Here is an 18,352-nt window from a genome sequence, read left to right on the forward strand (position 1 = left end):
ACACATAACATCCATGTTATGGTGGATAACATGTGGCATCCCTGCCACATTCGTCAATCCAAAGTTTACTTAAATTAAATTATGGGACAGCAGAGGGGGTTAGGGGAGGATTGAAATTAAGGAGAGAATCATGCCCAGTCTTTTTATTGTCATGCTTGGTGGTCGTCATGCACGTGCCAATACCGAAGTGCATGATGTGGTGCTAGCTGTCGGTGATTCTCTTGAAGATGTTTATCCTCAATTAAAACAGGCATGGTTTGGCGAGCAAAAAGGGCTGCATATTGATGCCTGGGCACAAATTAACGGGATTGAATTTGAAGGCAAACAATATCAAATCCAGTTTAGTGATGCAGCGCCGAATTCATCTTCACAACATCTGTTTTTAGTGAATTTGGGAGGCTACGACCCTCAAGAATTTGGGGAGCTGCATCGTTATGTTCTGGTCGTGGCGCAAAATGCCAAGGGGGCAAAACAATACGCTAAGGCTTATTTTGCCAAGCATTGGCAGAAACAGCATACCGACCGAATATTAGATGTGGATGACTGTATTGTGATTGACCATATTCATGGACGTTATGTACAGCTGGTCGAGGGTGATTTTGCAACCAACCGCTGGGAAAACACCTATTTAATGCTGGATGAGGGATAATTTATATCTATTTGATTAATAAATTATATTTATCAAATATTAGACCAGGTGAAATATTATAAATTTTTGTATTTTTTCGATGAAAATTGCTTTTTGACACTTTCAAGTTCCGCTTATATAGGCATAATAACGCTAAGGAATTGTTATCTCTTGGCTAGATGGAATTTGATAAATGGATTTGATTCAATCAAATGGACAACCGCATTATGGACGTTTTAGCGTCCTCCCTAAAACCATCGATTTGAATCAATACCAGTACAAGACACCTTATGGCGATGTCTTAACCGGTTGGCGCAAGCGATTAAAATATAAAAAGTTTAAATTTTGCTGCATTCAGCATGGCCATTATACGATTGGTCTGGCGATTGCCGATATTGCATGGGCTGGGCATGCCTTTTTCTATATTTATAATCATCAAAACCATGAGGTTTTAGAATGGAATGCTATTAACCTGTTATCACGCAATACCGTGGTAGATGAACAGCCGCTTTATAACCAGAGTTTTTTTTCCAAGTCACCTTTTCAAATTGATATCCAGCATGCCAATGGCGTGCGTTATATCCATGTGACTAAATATGGTGAAATCAGGCTTAGTGCGCGAATTTTCTGTGCGGGTACAAACCCGCTCAGCATGTGCAGCCCGACGGGGATCAATGGCTGGACTTATACCCAGAAGCTGACCACTTTGGCGTGTGAAGGCTTTTTTATCAATAAGCAGGGTGAAACCATACAGTTTAATGAAAGAACGTTTGCATCGCTGGATGATACCTGCGGTTTTCTGCGTCCGGAAACGGCATGGTTCTGGTTGTCGTGCAATTTTTGGGATGCACAAAATAACCGGATTGGCTTGAACCTGGCTTCAGGAGTCAATGAAAGCTTTGGCAATGAAAACTGTTTATGGGTGAATGGGGTGCTGTATCCTGTCAGTGATGTTTTGTTCCAGCATCTGGATGAGGGACACTGGACCATTCGCTCGCTGGATGAAAAGTTAAATCTGGATGTCAAAACGGGCTGGCGACGCTATGAAAATCTGAATTTAAGACTGGTGGGCAGTCAGTTCAGCCAATGGCAAGCCAAAATTAGCGGGACCATTCAACAGGATGATCAGGAAATTGTCTTGATCAATGAATATGGTTTGCTCGAACAGCACTATGCCAAGTGGTAAGCGCCAAATGGTTAATCTATAAAAATAAAAAAGCCTGCGAAATATGCAGGCTTTTTTTATTCTTTTGCCGCTTGCCAAAACGCTTCGCCCGCTTGTATAGGGTCGCCGGTTTCTTCTAAGGTTTTGACCCAGACCTCGTATTGGGCAATCACCGGATGCTGGTTTGGATGAAAGTCTTTTTTAAACCAGTCGCGATATTGCTTGCTCATTTTGGTGAGCTTACCTTTTCTACCAAAGAACCACGGGAGTCCGCGAATATTCATTTGCAGACGTTGCAATGGGCTAAATCCGTCATGCTTTAACATGACATTGGCACGGTAAATGGTAAAGCCGAACATTAAGGCGGTGGTCCATGCCAGAACAAATTTACGGGTACTTTCAGGTACATTGCCCACCTGTTTCATCACGTCAAAAGCAACATCCCGATGTTCCATTTCTTCAATCGCATGCCATGCAAACAGTGCTCGCACAAAGGGATGAGCGTCTCTTAACGTTTCTTTACTGCCGTAAAAGGTTTCTGCCATTAAGGCCGTCAAGTGCTCAGCGGCAGCTGTCATGGCAATATTGTATTGCGGAGAACGTTTTTCCAGCTCGAATTTAAAAATTTTATTCAAACGCTGAATAAACTGATCGACCGGCATGCCTTGTTCTTTCATGACCTGATTCATTTTGTCATGCGCAATGCCGTGCTGTGCTTCCTGGCGGATAAAATCTGCCACACGCTGCTTTAAATCCGGATCGGTAATCTGGTCCCGAAACAGACGGACTGACTGGATAAAATAACGTTCGCCATCCGGGAAAGTCAGGCTAAGTGCATCGAACATCCGGGTAATAAACGGATCGCCTCCGAACCAGAAGCGCGGCACTTCATTCAGCTTGAAATCCAGATTGCTACGTACGACTGGAATAACCTGTGCTTGGACAATCGCATTCATGTTGTTTTACTTCAATTGCCTGGGATGATTGCAGTATGTCGGGATTTTTCTGTTTTGTTTTGACAGTAGTTGCCATTTTTTATACATTTTACGCCAAAGTGAAAATATAAAATGTCAAAAATAATCAGGATACATCGTGCAAGAATTGCAAATTCCAAATGGCTATTTTCAGTTGCTTCAAATGTATTTTCAGCAGCAGGGAATGGACCTCTTTAGCTTGGCCTGTCTAGCGCAGCACCAAGCACACCTGCGTTATGTTTTATCTTTGCCTATTGATTCGCAATCGACCTATTCATTTTTTGCAGAAGTCATGCAGCTGACTCAAAAACAGATGAATTGTCCGCAGTTGGTATTTGAAATGGCCCGCCTGATCCGCCCTGAACACTTTGGTGTACTGGGCTATATGGCGACTCGAAGTAACAGTGTAGCAGAGGCGTTGCAATATGTGATCCGCTTTAGCCGTCTGGTGATTGACGGAGCGGATGTTAGCCCGATACAGATGCATCAACGGAACAAAAAGATCAGTTTAAGCTGGCCTTTGCATGATTTGAAATATGCCTTGCTCAATGAAATGACCATGGCCTGTATGGTGCATTTGGCCCGGCAGATTTTTCCGGCCGAAAAAATTGAGTTATTGCAGGTCAATTTTGCCCATAGTCCACGAATGGCAGGTGATCATTATCAAAAGTTCTTTGATTGTAAAGTGGCATTTAAACAGTCGAACTATTCTTTTGAGATCAGTGCGGAAAACTTATGGCTAAAGTCCGAGCTGGCGGATCCCTCTTTAATGCAGCTTTTAATCAGGCAGGCAGAAGATGCCATTGCTGCCAAACCTCATTATGAAAATCTATTGTTGCATATTCAGCAAAAACTGGCTGAATATTTGCGAGTTAATGAACAGACCCCTAAAATAGAATGGCTTGCGGATGAATTGCATGTGTCTGTACGGACCTTGCAGCGTCAACTTTATGAACAAGAGACTTCCTTTAAAAAACTGCTTGAAACTGAGCGAATGAAACGCTGTGAACAGTTACTGCTACAAACCATGAGTTTTACGGAAATTGCCATGTGTCTGGGCTATTCAGATCAGTCGGCGTTGGCACGTGCGTATAAAGCCTATAGTGGTCAAACCCTATTACAGAGAAAACAGCAACTACAAACCCAGTCAGAACGATAAAAATGCCTTATTCAGGTCGCTTGGTTCATGAATGCAAGTGGGTAAGCACTCCTTCAGCTAGACCTTGGGGCGTTATATAAAAGTAGTGGAGTACAGGTTTTGCTATTGCGCCAAACTTTAACAATAAAAGCTAACTTAATTATTTTTATAATTTTTTTACCAATAAAAATAAATTTATCCGCGTGAGGGATATTTTTTACAAGGCAAAATTAGGCATCTTTGATCATTGAGAAAAAATCGTAAATATCAGTAAATGGTGCTCTCGGATTGTTCTGAAAAAATGAGATGCTGAGTCGAAAGTAGCGCGAAATGCTCAGGCTCTATTCAATGAGTAAAAAATAGCGTTACAATGCGTTGTCTTGTATTTCTACAAAGCCAACTCCTCAGTTTTTTAATAATTCAAGGAAAGTACAACCCTATGTCACGTTTAGCCACTCGTTTTGGACAGCTTAAATCTCAGCAGCGTAAAGCGCTTGTTTCTTATGTAATGGCAGGTGACCCTCATCCACAAGTAACCGTTCCATTGTTACATCAAATGGTTGAGGCTGGGGTAGATGTGATTGAACTTGGTCTACCATTTTCAGACCCTATGGCGGATGGCCCGGTCATTGCCCTTGCAGCGGAACGTGCATTGGCAGGCGGAACCAATACCCTGGATGCTTTGAACATGGTGAAAGAGTTCCGCCAGAAAGATACAGAAACACCGGTGGTTTTGATGGGTTATCTTAACCCTGTAGAAGTGATCGGTTATGAAAAGTTTGTGTCAATCGCCAATGAATGCGGTGTCGATGGTGTGCTTCTGGTGGACTTGCCGCCTGAAGAAGCCAAAGATTTTGATGACGTGTTGAAGAAATTCGACATGGATCAAATTTTCTTGCTGGCACCGACATCGACTGATGAACGTATTCAGCATGTGGCGAATCAGGCCAGTGGCTTTATCTACTATGTATCCTTGAAAGGGGTAACCGGTGCTGCAACCTTAGATGTTGCTGAAGCGGCAGTCCGTATCCAGAAAATTAAAACTGTGACTGACGTTCCTGTGGGTGTCGGTTTTGGGATCAGCGATGCTGCCTCGGCAAAAGCCATGGGTGTAGCAGCTGATGCTGTGATTGTTGGTAGTGCATTTGTAAAACAGTTTGCGAACTTAGCGCCAGAACAAGCCGTTGTCGAAACGGTCAATAAAGTCAAGGAGCTTCGAGCTGCGCTCGATGAGTTAGTATGAATCAAGAAGTGAAATCAGGCAAAATTCTTAGCCCAGCGAAGCCGTGGACCGAACGTCATGTTCCGGGTATTCAAGTGCCCGATGAGCAAGCTGCACTCAAAGCAACATTTACCGAGCCTACGGTTGAGTGTCCTGAATGTCATGCGCTGGTTACACGTACCGCGATGACATTTAATGCCTATGTTTGTCCACAATGCGATGAGCATTTGCGTATGAAAGCACGCGATCGCTTAAACTGGTTCTTCGATCAGGTTCAAAATGAACTGGGTCAGGAATTTGTTGCTAAAGATCCGCTGAAATTCATCGATAGCAAAGCCTATCCGGACCGTATGTCTGAAGCGCAAAAGAAAACCGGCGAAACTGAAGCCTTGGTGGTAATGCAAGGTGTGCTGAAAGACATTCCTGTTATCGCGTGTGCATTTGAATTCGACTTTATGGGCGGTTCAATGGGTACAGTGGTAGGTGACCGTTTTGTGCAAGCTGCTGAGCGTGCCATTAAAGAGAAACAACCTTTAATCTGTTTTGCTGCATCAGGTGGTGCACGCATGCAGGAAGGCATGTTGTCATTGATGCAAATGGCACGTACTTCAGCGGCAATTCAAAAAATGAAAGATGCTGGCCTGCCATATTTAGTGGTGTTGACCCATCCGGTTTATGGTGGCGTAACTGCATCATTGGCAATGCTCGGTGATGTACACATTGCAGAGCCTAAAGCCATGATCGGCTTTGCGGGTAAACGCGTTATTGAGCAAACTGTACGTGAAAAACTGGAAGAACCGTTCCAACGCGCAGAATATTTGCTTGATCATGGTGTAGTCGATCAAATTGTTCATCGTCACGCATTACGTGATACTGTATATCGTATTATCGCGAAACTGATGAATTTGTCTTGAACACAGCACCACTTGCAACAGACTCTTTAAACACATGGCTCGATTATTGGAGCCATGTTCACGTTACGGGTATTGATTTAGGTCTGGAACGGGTTATTCCTGTGGCTGAAAAGCTCGGTGTGACACGTCCGCAGGCCAAAGTGCTGACTGTAGCGGGAACCAACGGTAAAGGTTCAACCACCACTACTCTGGCTGCCATTTTAAATGCGCAAGGCTATCGGGTAGGACTGTATCAATCACCGCATATTTACCGTTTTAATGAACGGGTGAAACTGGCCGGGATTGAAGTGGATGATCAAACCCTGGTAGATGCCTTTGTGCAAGTGGATCAGGCACGTCGTGACTGTGATTTAACCCTGTCTTTCTTTGAAGCTACCACACTGGCGGCTTTTGTGATTTTTAAAGTCAAGCAATGTGATGTCTGGGTGCTTGAAGTCGGGCTGGGTGGCCGTCTGGATGTGGTCAATGTGATTGATCCGGATGTCGCCGTGATTACCAATATCGGTCTGGATCACACCGACTGGCTGGGCGATAGCATTGAAAAGATTGCGTTCGAGAAAGCCGGGATTATCCGTCCGAATATTCCCGTGATTTTTGGTGGTTCGCAAGAGCTTCCTCAAGCCATACAAAACAAAACCGATGAATGTCAGGCACAACTGTTTGCCGTCAATCGTGATTATTTTTATCAATATGCCGATGATGGTCAAGCCTGGATGTTTGCCTCATCGGGCAGTACGTTAAAACTTCCCCTCGGTGCTCTGGCACTGGAAAATATTTCCACCGCCGTTGCCGCGATTCTGGTCAGTGGCTTAAACGTGACTCAGGATGCCATTGCACACGGCATTCAAAAGGCACAATTGCCAGGCCGCTTTGAAATACGCCAAATTCAAGATAAAACGGTTATTTTTGATGCCGGACATAATCCGCATGGCGTAGAATTTTTGTTAAATCAGTTGCGAAAATTTTTAGAATACAATAAACAGTACACAGAAGTGATCAGTGTTTTTTCCATGTTGGCGGATAAAGACATCAAATCTGTCGTAGATTTGTTGAAAGATACTGTTTTAACATGGAAAATTGCACCCTTAGCCGTTCCGCGAGCAGCCACGATCGAGCAGCTTGAGGAGGCGTTACAGGGCGAAACAGTACAACACTTCAATAGTGTTCAATTGGCTTTTAAATCAGCGCTAAATGAAACAAAAAATAATCAGTTGATCTTGGTATGTGGTTCATTTCATACCTTAGAAGCGGTATGGGAGTATTTGGAAGAATGTCAATGAATAGCAAACAACGCTGGATGGGAGGCGTTGTTTTATTAGGTGGTGGTGTTTTATTGGCAGCATTGCTTCTAAAGGGTAAAGAAGAAATATACCAGAATGAACTCAGAACATCTGACTTGGCCGCCCAGGTTGAGCAAAAAAAGCCGGTAGCAGATGGGGGAATGGTTCAGTTGCAGCCTTTAACGGTTGATGTGGAAACAGAAAAACGTTTACTTGAAGAACAACGCCGGGCACGTGAAAAAGCGGTTGCAGAACAGGAAGCACGTGCAGCCGAGTTTTTGGCGATGCAGCAACAGGCTGAGGCAGAAGCGGCACGTAAGGCAGCCGAAGAATATGCCGCTTTAAATGCGCTTCGCAGTGGAGCACAGCAGAGTTCGGATAATATTCCGCCTGAACTGGTAGAAGATGAAAAAGCCAAACAAAAGCGTCTGGCTGATGAAAAGTTGCTCGCTGAAAAAAAGTTACAGCAGCAGACAGCTCAACAACAACGAACTGATGCTGATAAAAAAATAGCTGAAGAAAAACGTAAGGCCCAAGTGGAAGCCGAAAAGCAGTTAGCTGCGAAGCAAGCAACCGAGAAAAAAGCCGCTGAAGAAAAGGCAAAGCATGAGACGGAATTAAAACGTAAAGCAGAAGCTGAAAAACAGTTGGCTGCCAAAAAGGCGCTGGAAGCCAAGAAAAAAGAACAAGCCGAGCGTGAATTAGAGGCCAAGAAAAAAGCTGAAGCCAAGAAAAAAGCAGAAGCTGAAAAAGCCCGTGATTTGCTGGAAAATGGCGATAAGCAGTGGATGGTTCAAGTGGCCTTGGCTGCCAATGAAGCCAATGCAGATGCACTGGCCTCCAAGTTGCGTGCCAAAGGTTATAAAGTGACCAAGAGCCCAACATCCAAAGGGGTTCGCATTATGGTGGGGCCGGCTAAAGATCGTGATATTGCCGACGCTACCCGTAAAAAAATTACTGCCGATGAGAGCCTGGGAATGAAGTCGGCATGGGTGATTGACTGGGTTCCGCTCGATAAGCGCTAATCCTCGCTTGAAACTAAACTAAGATGGATTCAACAGTTGCTGTTGAATCCATTTTACATTTTCAGGACTGAATATTTTTTCAATATGAATCCAGACGGGGTGAAAGCCGTAGCCGCCATGTTTCATTTCACTGAGTGCATCCGAAATGGACCAGTTTTCAAAAATAATCCGGTACATGGCTATACTTGCACCGGTACGGTCTGAGCCGTGATAACAATGGATAAGTACTTTTTGATTTAAGGCTTTGGCTTGCTGAATCTGCCGCATGACCTCTAATAAATCTTCACGCGACATTGCCCAGGTGTGGATGGGGATATGAACCAATTTAAAATCTTTGGATGGCAGCACAGTCAGATCTTTATTTCTTGACCTTAGATTAATCACCACATCAATATCATGTGCCTTCAATTGCGGAATCAGTTCGGCATTGGGTTGCTCACTACGAAACACATGCTCGCTAATTTGATAAAAATTATCTGTTTGATTAATTAATGTTCCCCAGTGTGCAGGGCGCTGTTCAGGTGAAAATGCAGCTGTGGTCATGCATCCCGTCAAACTTGAGCTACAGAGTAAAATGGCAAGAATGGTTCTTTTCATCATGTTAGATAACGCGCCAGTTCAATAGGGTCATGTGCACAGATAATCTCGATATTTTTTTCATGTTGTGCCAGTTGCTGGATTTTGTGCAAGTTGTCTATACGCCTCTGATTGTCTTCGGCAAAAAAACGCTCCAGTTTATCCAGTGTTCTTAGCCTGTTTGTAGGGTTGAGTTGCAAGTGGGAGTAATAGGCATCACCACAGAAAAACAGCCAGCCATCATTCTGCTTAATGGCAACCCCGCAATGACCCTGGCTATGACCCAGCAGGGGAATCATTAAAATTTCATCCTGGAATATGTGAAATCCCTGTACTTGATGCAGGTTAAACCAGGCTTCGCCTTGATCAGGTTCTATAAAGTTCCAGTATCGGTGCTGTTTGAATTGCTGGGTTTTATAACGGGCTTTATTTTTTAAGGAAAAAAAGTTTTGAGTAGCATTATATTCGCTGGAAAGAATATGCACGGTAGCGTGCGGAAAATCGGAAATACCGCCGGCATGATCAAAGTCAAGATGTGAGATCAGAATATGTTTTACATCTTTGGGGCTAAAGCCCAGGTTCTGAATCTGGGCAAGCGCCGTGAGTTCTAAGTTATTTTCGATGCGACCTAGCCGTGAAACCAGATTGCCTAAGCGGGCTTTGGTATGCAGATAATCTTGTACGCCTAAACCGGTATCCACCAATACCAAGCCTTGATCGGTTTCCAGCAGCAGGCAATGACAAACCACTTTGGCACGTAAACCTTTTTGCCCAAATAGCGGGCCGCACACAGGACACATCGTGCCACAGTGCAAATGATGAATGTTATAGATCACAATATTTATTCTTAAGATGATTAGGCTTAGTTATAAACTGGCTGTGAAACAAACACCAACCTGATTTTGTAATTCAATTTCTGAGCTGAATAAAAAAGCCTGTCATCAGACAGGCTTGAGCAAAATCAGGATTTGGCTCGTCATTTTAATCCTGTATTTGCTGCATACTTGCGGCAGAGCTTCTCACCTTAATGCACGCAAGGGTAGAGCAGTATTTTCTGAGTGAACTACGCACTTCGCTTGTCTTGCGACAAAATAAGACAGCACTTTAATTTTAACTCGAAGCATAGCTTCTCGTCTTCTTATGGAATATATTCCTCAGGGCAGAGCAGTGCTCTGCTTGTCCAAAACTACGCGCTGCGCTTGTCTTGCGCAAAATTAAAAAGGAATCCTTTTAATTTTGCTCAGGCTGTGGCGTAAGGCGTAAGTATGGTGTTACAGCTTTATAGCCTTTCGGGAAACGTTGCTTGATTTCGTCTTCATCTTTAAGAGAAGGTACAATCACCACATCTTCACCTTGCTGCCAGTTGGCCGGTGTAGCTACCTTATGGTTGTCAGTCAGTTGTAGCGAATCAACCACACGCAAAACTTCATGGAAGTTACGGCCAGTCGAAGCAGGATAGGTAATAATCAAACGTACTTTTTTGTTCGGATCAATAATCACCAAAGAACGAACCGTCAAGGTTTCACTGGCATTCGGGTGAATAAAGTCATAAAGCGTTGAGACTTTACGGTCTTGATCTGCAATGATTGGAAAGTTCACAGAGGTGTTCTGGGTTTCGTTAATGTCCTTAATCCAGCCCTTATGTGATTCAACATCATCGACCGACAGGGCAATGGCTTTAACACCGCGCTTTGCAAATTCATCTTTCAGTTTTGCGGTATAGCCGAGCTCAGTGGTACATACCGGCGTGTAGTCAGCAGGATGGGAAAATAGAATTCCCCAGCTGTCACCCAAAAAGTCGTAAAAATTAATTGGGCCTTCGCTTGAGTCTTGCACAAAATTCGGTGCTGTATCGCCTAAATGTAATGCCATTTTTATTACCTCAAATTATTTGTTATAAACTTGGATGGGACTTAATATGGCGCATTTTTTTATGCAATGAAAATAGTGTTTTTGTATTTCTTTATGAGAATATGGAATATAAAAAGTGGCTTGATTTGTAAAAACAATATGAACGGTTAGGTTTATGGCTATATTGGCTGTTTAAAATTTGTTACATTGTTTGACCTTAGCTGTCTCGTGCTAGAACGAGTGATCAGAATTTTTTTACTGGTTTTGTGCAAAGCCCTTGTACTTCAAATTTCTAGCACCATAATAACGACTGAGAAAAAATTTATTCATTCGACAAGCAAGATTTAGAGAGTCTATTCATGTTGGCAAGTCTGATCGGAGGAATCTTCGGTACCAAAAATGAGCGCGAACTCAAACGCATGCGTAAAATCGTAGACAGGATTAATGCGCTCGAGCCGACGATATCTGCACTAAGCGATGCAGACTTATCTGCAAAAACTGAAGAATTCAAACAACGATATAACAAGGGCGAAAGCCTGGATAAATTATTGCCTGAAGCATTTGCGGTTTGCCGTGAGGCGGCAAAACGAATCATGGGAATGCGTCATTACGATGTCCAGCTGATTGGTGGTATTACGCTTCACGAAGGTAAAATTGCGGAAATGCGTACCGGTGAAGGTAAAACCCTGATGGGAACCTTGGCGTGTTATCTGAATGCCATTAGCGGGCAGGGTGTGCATGTCATCACTGTGAACGATTATCTGGCACAGCGTGATGCCGAGTTAAACCGTCCCTTATTCGAATTTCTGGGTTTGAGCATTGGTGTCATTTATTCCATGCAGGACCCAACAGAGAAAGCAGAAGCCTATCGTGCCGATATTACTTACGGTACCAATAACGAATTCGGTTTCGACTACCTGCGTGACAACATGGTGTTCTCTCTGGCAGAGAAAAAACAGCGTGGCTTAATCTATGCCATTATCGATGAGGTCGATTCGATCCTGATTGATGAGGCGCGTACACCGTTGATCATTTCCGGTCAAAGTGATGACTCATCTCAGCTATATGCGGCCATCAACAGCATTCCGCCAAAACTTCATGCGCAAAAAGAAGAAAAAGTGCCGGATGGCGGTCATTTCTGGATTGATGAAAAGCAGCGTCAGGTTGAAATGACTGAAGTGGGTTATGAAGCTGTAGAAGACCAGTTGATTCAGATGGGGTTGCTTGCTGAAGGCGAGAGTCTGTATTCACCATCTAACCTGAACCTGGTTCATCATGTTTCTGCCGCAATTCGTGCGCACTACCTGTATCAACGTAATGTGCACTACATCATTCATGATGGCGAAGTCATCATTGTCGATGAAAACACCGGGCGTACCATGCCGGGTCGTCGCTGGTCAGAAGGTTTACACCAAGCGGTTGAAGCCAAAGAAGGTCTGGAAATTCAGCCTGAAAACCAGACTTTGGCAACCACCACTTTCCAGAACTATTTCCGTCTTTACAAAAAGCTTTCTGGTATGACCGGTACAGCCGATACCGAAGCTGCGGAAATGAAAGAAATTTATGGTCTGGATGTGGTACTGATTCCAACCCATCGACCAATGATCCGTAAAGATCAAAACGATCTTATTTATTTAAACCGCAATGGTAAATACAACGCCATTATTCAAGAAATTCAGCGCGTGCATGAAGATGGTGTGGCACCGATCCTGATTGGTACGGCAACCATTGAAGCGTCTGAAATTCTTTCCGAAAAATTGAAAGAAGCGGGCATCCCGCATGAAGTGCTGAATGCAAAACAGCATGAACGTGAAGCAGACATTATTGCCCAGGCCGGTTCACCGCGCGCTGTGACCATTGCCACCAACATGGCCGGCCGTGGTACCGACATCTTGCTGGGCGGTAACTGGAAAGCCAAACTTGCCAAAATTGAAAATCCAACTCCTGAAGATGAAGCACGCTTAAAAGCTGAATGGGAACAAAACCATGAAATGGTATTGGCGTCTGGCGGCTTGCATATCATCGGTTCAGAACGTCATGAATCACGCCGTATCGATAACCAGCTGCGTGGTCGTGCCGGTCGTCAGGGGGATCCGGGTGTTTCACGTTTCTACCTGTCGCTTGAAGATGATCTGATGCGTATCTTCGCGGGTGATCGTGTAGTTGCCATGATGCGTGCGATGGGCTTGCAGGAAGACGAAGCGATTGAACACAAGATGGTGTCGCGTTCGATTGAAAATGCACAGCGTAAGGTAGAAGCACGTAACTTCGACATTCGTAAGAACCTGTTGAAATACGATGACGTGAATAACGAACAGCGTAAAATCATCTATTCACAACGTGATGAAATTCTCGCTGAAAGTACGCTACAAGATTACATTGAGGAAATGCACCATGAAGTGGTGAAGGGTGTGATTGCTAACTACATTCCACCTGAATCGATTCATGACCAATGGGATATCGATGGTCTGGAACATGCACTGCGTGAAGAGCTCGGTATTGATTTACCGGTCAATCAATGGCTGGAAGAAGACCGTCGTTTAGACGAAGAAGCTTTGGTAGAACGTATTTCTGATGAAATTGTCGCACGCTATCGCACTCGCCGTGAACAAATGGGTAGTGAATCAGCAGCCATGCTGGAACGTCACTTTATGTTGAGCGCTTTGGATCGTCACTGGAAAGATCATCTTGCTGCGATGGATTACTTGCGTCAGGGCATTCATTTGCGTGGTTATGCGCAAAAGAATCCTGAACAGGAATATAAAAAAGAAGCCTTTAACCTGTTTGTAAACATGTTGGCTGTCATTAAATCCGATGTAATTACAGATCTTTCGCGTGTTCATGTTCCTACAGCTGAAGAACTGGCTGAAATGGAAGCACAACAACAGGCTCAGGCAGAAGCAATGAAGTTGAATCTGACACATGCAGAATTTGATAATTTGTTGGTGGGTGATTTAAGCGGTACTGAAACTGTAGAAGTCGAGTCGGGCTTTAATCCGGCAGAGCAAACATTTGCACCGCCTGCAAGCCGTAATTCACCTTGTCCATGTGGTTCAGGTTTAAAATACAAGCAATGTCACGGTAAAATTTAATTTTTATCTTAAGCATTCAGCCACTTTATATATTTATTTCCCTCCGGATTTGAATCGATAAAGTGGTTTTTTATTGCAACAAAATAAGAGTTTATTTTTGCAAGATGTGAATATGTTTGCAGAGCGCCAAATTAAGTGGTATTTAGTGCATATTGATGAACATTGACTCGCGGAAAAGACAATGAAAAAAGTATTACAACCATTGATGATTTTAGCTTTAGCTATTCCAGGTTTGGCTTTTGCAAATGAGCCATCCAAAAATACCGCAGCAAATGCTGTGAAAGATGAAAACACTACAGTAATGAGTCCGCGTACAGGAATTCGCTATACCTTTGCGAATCCGCAGCAACGTCCTGTGGTGTTAAAAACTGCAGCGATTACGCCTGCAAATGCAGCAAATGCAAACCGCATTGTCGCTTCAAATCCAGCGTTATCTGCTGCAAGTCAGGAAAAAGCCAAACAGGCACTGTTATCGGAATCAACTCAATTGGCTTCCAACTAAATCTAATCTATTGCTAGAACCAGTCTGCGGACTGGTTTTTTTATGCCTGAAAATGTCAAACTGATAAAAAATAAATCAAACAAAGTGTTCTGCTCGATTTTTTACTGAATTTCTACTAAGCTGTCTTTTTATGACGAACTTATTTGGAAGTTTAAAAATGGCGGTGGGCGACTTAACAATGCCACAGATGCATGTGGTTAAAGGTGTAAAAATTGGTTCAGCTGAAGCATATGTACGCTATCAGAACCGACGTGACCTCGTTATTTTTGAATTTGCTGAAGGTTCAAATGTTGCCGGTGTGTTTACCCAAAATGCATTCTGCGCAGCACCGGTACATGTGTGTAAAGCTCATTTGCAAGCGGGCAATCCGCGTTATCTGGTCATTAATACCGGTAATGCCAATGCAGGTACTGGCAAAATCGGTATGGCAAATGCCCAGGCGACGTGCGCCAAACTGGCTGAACTGGCCGGTGTATCGACTAGCGAAATTTTACCTTTTTCAACTGGTGTGATTGGCGAGCAGTTGCCAATTGAACGCTTGGTGCATGGTTTGCAGCCTGCATTAGACTCTTTAAAAGAAGATGCCTGGCTAGATGCGGCAACAGGCATCATGACCACGGATACGCTACCTAAAGGGGCGTCAGAACAGTTTGAAATGGATGGTGTGACCTACACCATGACCGGTATTTCTAAAGGTGCCGGCATGATTCGTCCAAATATGGCGACCATGCTCAGCTATGTAGCGACCGATGCACCCATCAGCCGTGAACTGGTACAGCAACTGTTAAAAACCACGGTGAATGTTTCATTTAACCGTATTACCGTAGATGGTGATACCTCAACCAATGACTCCTGTATTTTTGTGGCGACAGGTCAAGCGGGCGGTACTGAAATTACATCAACTGACGATGCACGTTATGCGATTGTTCTGGATGTGTTAACCCATGTTATGCAGCGCTTGGCTCAACTGATTGTACGTGATGGGGAAGGGGCGACCAAATTCATTACCGTTGCGGTTGAAGGTGGAGCAGATACCCAGGAATGTTGTGATGTAGCGTATAGCATTGCTCATTCTCCGCTGGTGAAAACTGCGATTTTCGCCTCAGATCCGAACTGGGGACGTATTCTTGCCGCAATTGGTTATGCCGGTGTTAAAAATTTAGACGTTGAAAAAATCCAGGTTTGGTTAGATGATGTACAAATCTGTAAAGATGGTGGTGCGGCAGCGGACTATACGGAAGAAGCTGGTGCACGCGTGATGTCTCAGGCTGAATTGACCATTCGGGTCGATTTGGGACGAGGACAGGCAAAAGATACAGTCTATACCTGTGATCTGTCTTATGACTATGTCAAGATTAACGCGGATTACCGTTCGTAAAATTCAAATTGAATGACAAAGCCTCCGTTGTGAGGCTTTTTTAGCATTCAATCAATCGGCAAAGGGCTGGTGAATGAGCAAATTGCCCCCATATCATCAGTGACTTGAGTACGCTTGTGTTAGGGCAAGCATGAAGATAGAGAAGACGTTGTTATGAATGATGCGACCAATTTAATTGCTAATGAAGCAAAATCGATTGTGCAGGCGCATTTAGATCGTTTAGGCGAACCTAAAGATATTCATTTAAGTGATGAGGTCAAACAGGAGAAGTTTGCGCAAATTCTGGCAGAACTCAAAAAACGTGATGCTGTCCTGGTCGCTCATTACTATTGTGATCCTGAAGTGCAAGAGATTGCAGAGCTGTCGGGTGGGTGTGTTTCTGATTCATTAGAAATGGCACGTTTTGGCCGAGACCATCCTGCCAAAACCTTGGTGGTCGCTGGGGTGAAATTCATGGGAGAAACAGCAAAAATTCTTTCTCCTGAAAAAACCGTGCTTATGCCTACCCTGGAAGCGACCTGTTCGCTGGACTTGGGGTGTCCGGTCGATGAGTTTACAGCATTCTGTGATGCCCATCCCGATCACACAGTGGTTGTATATGCAAATACATCTGCTGCTGTTAAAGCACGTGCTGACTGGGTGGTGACCTCAAGCTGTGCAGTTGAAATTATTGAACATCTGGATAGCTTGGGTGAAAAGATTATCTGGGCACCGGATCAGCATCTGGGGCGTTATATCCAGAAGAAAACCGGTGCAGATATGTTGCTATGGGATGGTGCCTGTATCGTGCATGAAGAATTCCGTGCCCGCGGTATTGCCCAGATGAAAGCATTGTATCCGGATGCAGCGGTTCTGGTTCATCCTGAGTCGCCAGAGTCAGTGGTAGACATTGCAGATGCAGTAGGAAGCACCTCGCAACTGATTAAAGCCGCACAAACGCTTCCAAATGAGCGTTTAATTGTGGCAACCGACCGCGGCATTTTCTACAAGATGCAACAAGCTGTGCCAAACAAGACATTAATCGAAGCACCGACTGCAGGTGAAGGGGCAACCTGTCGCTCATGTGCCCATTGTCCGTGGATGGCAATGAACGAATTAGATGGAATTTTAGAGGTTTTACAAAAGGGTGATCAAGAAATACACGTTGATCCTGCTCTTGCAGAACGCGCTAAATTACCACTTGATCGTATGTTAAGCTTTAGTGCGAGTTTAAAACGTTAATTTTGATCAAAAAATGCCTAAAATGCTTGATAAATAAGCGGTTGAAGCGTTTTTTTTAGTTTTTTTGAATATAGGTGTTGACGTCTCTAGGCGTCACGCCTAAAATGCACCCCGTACCGCACGATGTGCGATACACTAAAAGCTGAGATGAATCGGAGTATGGCGCAGCTTGGTAGCGCATCTGGTTTGGGACCAGAGGGTCGTAGGTTCGAATCCTACTGCTCCGACCAATTCTTCAAGGCGAGTATCGCATGATAGTAATATCATCGGTCATGCGCCTGTAGCTCAGTTGGATAGAGCATCCGCCTTCTAAGCGGATGGTCACAGGTTCGAATCCTGTCAGGCGCGCCATTTGGTAGTCTGGTATTATAGAACCAAAATGTTGTAACGGTGGATGTAGCTCAGTTGGTAGAGCCCCGGATTGTGATTCCGGTTGTCGTGGGTTCGAATCCCATCATTCACCCCAATTTCGGAGTATGGCGCAGCTTGGTAGCGCATCTGGTTTGGGACCAGAGGGTCGTAGGTTCGAATCCTACTGCTCCGACCATTTTAAGTGTCAACTTAAAAATAAATGATCCGCTTAAATGCGGTTTTTTTATGCCTGAAATTTAATAATTATCTTCAATCTTCAATCTTCAATCTTCAATCTTCAATCTTCAATCTTCAATCTTCAATCTTCAATCTTCGTGGTGTAAATCCATTGAGGGGTGATGAAGCGAGTTTGTTTAACTCTGGATGATGGCGTTGAATAAAAAATTCATTCCAAAATAAAATACCTTCTTGTGTGGAGTAAGGGTATAGATAAGGCTATTTTCAAATCTGGCTATACTTGCTGCTTTGATTATTGATGTATCTGGATAAGCTGTATTTAAAGACTGGCTATAATTGAAGAGAGGCAGTGTTAAAAGCATAAAAAGTAGATAAGAATAGAATTATTTATTCATGAGGAGAAATAAATAATATTTTGACCTGTTTGTGAGGGGAAACTGAAATTGTTGTTAATTTAAACTTAAAAATAATAAAAAGCCCCTGTTTTGTAGAATAAATAAACATTCGAGATGTTTTTGCTGAATTATTTAAAAAAGGGTGTTGCATTGAGGGTGAAATGCTGTAGAATGCACATCCATCGGCGGTGATGAAGATTAAAACTTCTGATAAAACAGTAACTTAGTTAAAATTGATTGAGTTGGGTTTTTAGGAAGAAAGTTTAAAATAATTTGAATTACTGATTGACACTGGGAATATCTAGTGTAATATAGCCGACCTAGCTTGCTGGTGACGAACCAGGAAGAAGATCATTAAGAGATTATGAAGAACAACTTGTGTGGATTTTTACTGGTTGATCGATCGAAATTATTTTCATTGATTGATGGTAGAAATTACTCG

15 protein-coding genes and 4 tRNA genes are annotated in these 18,352 nt (G+C 43.6%); 15 read left to right on the forward strand and 4 right to left on the reverse strand.

Going from position 1 to position 18,352, the window contains the following annotated elements:
• Positions 1 to 130: 130 nt before the first annotated feature.
• On the forward strand, positions 131 to 649 hold the full coding sequence (locus BLP85_RS14540) for a DUF1543 domain-containing protein (RefSeq protein ID WP_092821062.1): 519 nt from the start codon (positions 131 to 133) through the stop codon (positions 647 to 649).
• Between the two features lie 172 nt (positions 650 to 821).
• Entirely contained in the window at positions 822 to 1,814 is a 993-nt protein-coding gene (locus BLP85_RS14545; RefSeq protein WP_092821064.1) for a DUF2804 domain-containing protein, read from the forward strand.
• Positions 1,815 to 1,870: 56 nt separating this feature from the next.
• Here BLP85_RS14545 and BLP85_RS14550 read toward each other — a convergent pair whose 3' ends face one another.
• Complete coding sequence (locus BLP85_RS14550; protein WP_092821066.1) at positions 1,871 to 2,749, reverse strand: metal-dependent hydrolase; 879 nt, start codon at positions 2,747 to 2,749, stop codon at positions 1,871 to 1,873.
• Positions 2,750 to 2,885: 136 nt separating this feature from the next.
• On the opposite strand from BLP85_RS14550, the gene BLP85_RS14555 reads away from it, so the two are divergent.
• From BLP85_RS14555 to BLP85_RS14575, 5 genes are all read left to right on the forward strand, one after another.
• Entirely contained in the window at positions 2,886 to 3,926 is a 1,041-nt protein-coding gene (locus tag BLP85_RS14555; RefSeq protein WP_092821068.1) for an AraC family transcriptional regulator, read from the forward strand.
• Positions 3,927 to 4,344: 418 nt separating this feature from the next.
• Positions 4,345 to 5,148, forward strand: coding sequence for a tryptophan synthase subunit alpha (gene trpA / locus BLP85_RS14560; RefSeq protein WP_092821070.1), 804 nt, complete (start codon positions 4,345 to 4,347; stop codon positions 5,146 to 5,148).
• Positions 5,145 to 6,041, forward strand: a complete 897-nt coding sequence (gene accD, locus BLP85_RS14565) for an acetyl-CoA carboxylase, carboxyltransferase subunit beta (protein WP_092821072.1) — start codon at positions 5,145 to 5,147, stop codon at positions 6,039 to 6,041. Before trpA ends, accD begins: the two co-directional genes overlap by 4 nt.
• Positions 6,038 to 7,321, forward strand: a complete 1,284-nt coding sequence (gene folC / locus BLP85_RS14570; protein ID WP_092821074.1) for a bifunctional tetrahydrofolate synthase/dihydrofolate synthase — start codon at positions 6,038 to 6,040, stop codon at positions 7,319 to 7,321. The genes accD and folC overlap by 4 nt, the downstream gene beginning before the upstream one ends.
• Complete coding sequence (locus tag BLP85_RS14575; protein ID WP_409449190.1) at positions 7,312 to 8,346, forward strand: SPOR domain-containing protein; 1,035 nt, start codon at positions 7,312 to 7,314, stop codon at positions 8,344 to 8,346. The genes folC and BLP85_RS14575 overlap by 10 nt, the downstream gene beginning before the upstream one ends.
• 18 nt (positions 8,347 to 8,364) lie before the next feature.
• On the opposite strand, the gene BLP85_RS14580 is transcribed toward BLP85_RS14575, so the two are convergent.
• The 3 genes from BLP85_RS14580 to BLP85_RS14590 form a co-directional block, all read right to left on the reverse strand.
• Positions 8,365 to 8,943: a dual specificity protein phosphatase family protein gene (locus BLP85_RS14580; protein ID WP_092821090.1), complete on the reverse strand. Its 579-nt coding sequence runs from the start codon at positions 8,941 to 8,943 to the stop codon at positions 8,365 to 8,367.
• Entirely contained in the window at positions 8,943 to 9,758 is an 816-nt protein-coding gene (locus BLP85_RS14585) for an MBL fold metallo-hydrolase (RefSeq protein WP_092821078.1), read from the reverse strand. Before BLP85_RS14585 ends, BLP85_RS14580 begins: the two co-directional genes overlap by 1 nt.
• 394 nt (positions 9,759 to 10,152) lie before the next feature.
• The gene (locus tag BLP85_RS14590; RefSeq protein WP_092821080.1) at positions 10,153 to 10,794 is read right to left on the reverse strand and encodes a peroxiredoxin; all 642 of its coding nucleotides are present in this window, start codon (positions 10,792 to 10,794) and stop codon (positions 10,153 to 10,155) included.
• A 338-nt stretch (positions 10,795 to 11,132) separates the two neighbouring features.
• Between BLP85_RS14590 and secA the strand changes: the two genes are divergently transcribed.
• From secA to BLP85_RS14630, 8 genes are all read left to right on the forward strand, one after another.
• The gene (secA, locus tag BLP85_RS14595; protein ID WP_092821082.1) at positions 11,133 to 13,865 is read left to right on the forward strand and encodes a preprotein translocase subunit SecA; all 2,733 of its coding nucleotides are present in this window, start codon (positions 11,133 to 11,135) and stop codon (positions 13,863 to 13,865) included.
• Positions 13,866 to 14,046: 181 nt separating this feature from the next.
• Complete coding sequence (locus BLP85_RS14600) at positions 14,047 to 14,367, forward strand: hypothetical protein (protein ID WP_092821084.1); 321 nt, start codon at positions 14,047 to 14,049, stop codon at positions 14,365 to 14,367.
• 157 nt (positions 14,368 to 14,524) lie between these two features.
• Entirely contained in the window at positions 14,525 to 15,745 is a 1,221-nt protein-coding gene (gene argJ, locus BLP85_RS14605) for a bifunctional glutamate N-acetyltransferase/amino-acid acetyltransferase ArgJ (protein WP_092821086.1), read from the forward strand.
• A gap of 153 nt (positions 15,746 to 15,898) precedes the next feature.
• The gene (gene nadA / locus BLP85_RS14610) at positions 15,899 to 16,966 is read left to right on the forward strand and encodes a quinolinate synthase NadA (protein ID WP_092821088.1); all 1,068 of its coding nucleotides are present in this window, start codon (positions 15,899 to 15,901) and stop codon (positions 16,964 to 16,966) included.
• A 153-nt stretch (positions 16,967 to 17,119) separates the two neighbouring features.
• A tRNA-Pro gene (locus tag BLP85_RS14615) sits at positions 17,120 to 17,196 on the forward strand.
• A 44-nt stretch (positions 17,197 to 17,240) separates the two neighbouring features.
• A tRNA-Arg gene (locus BLP85_RS14620) sits at positions 17,241 to 17,317 on the forward strand.
• Positions 17,318 to 17,356: 39 nt separating this feature from the next.
• Positions 17,357 to 17,432, forward strand: a tRNA-His gene (locus BLP85_RS14625).
• A gap of 4 nt (positions 17,433 to 17,436) precedes the next feature.
• Positions 17,437 to 17,513 (forward strand) — tRNA-Pro (locus tag BLP85_RS14630).
• The last annotated feature ends 839 nt before the right edge of the window (positions 17,514 to 18,352 follow it).

This window comes from Acinetobacter kookii (assembly GCF_900096895.1).
Taxonomy (GTDB): Bacteria; Pseudomonadota; Gammaproteobacteria; order Pseudomonadales; family Moraxellaceae; genus Acinetobacter; species Acinetobacter kookii.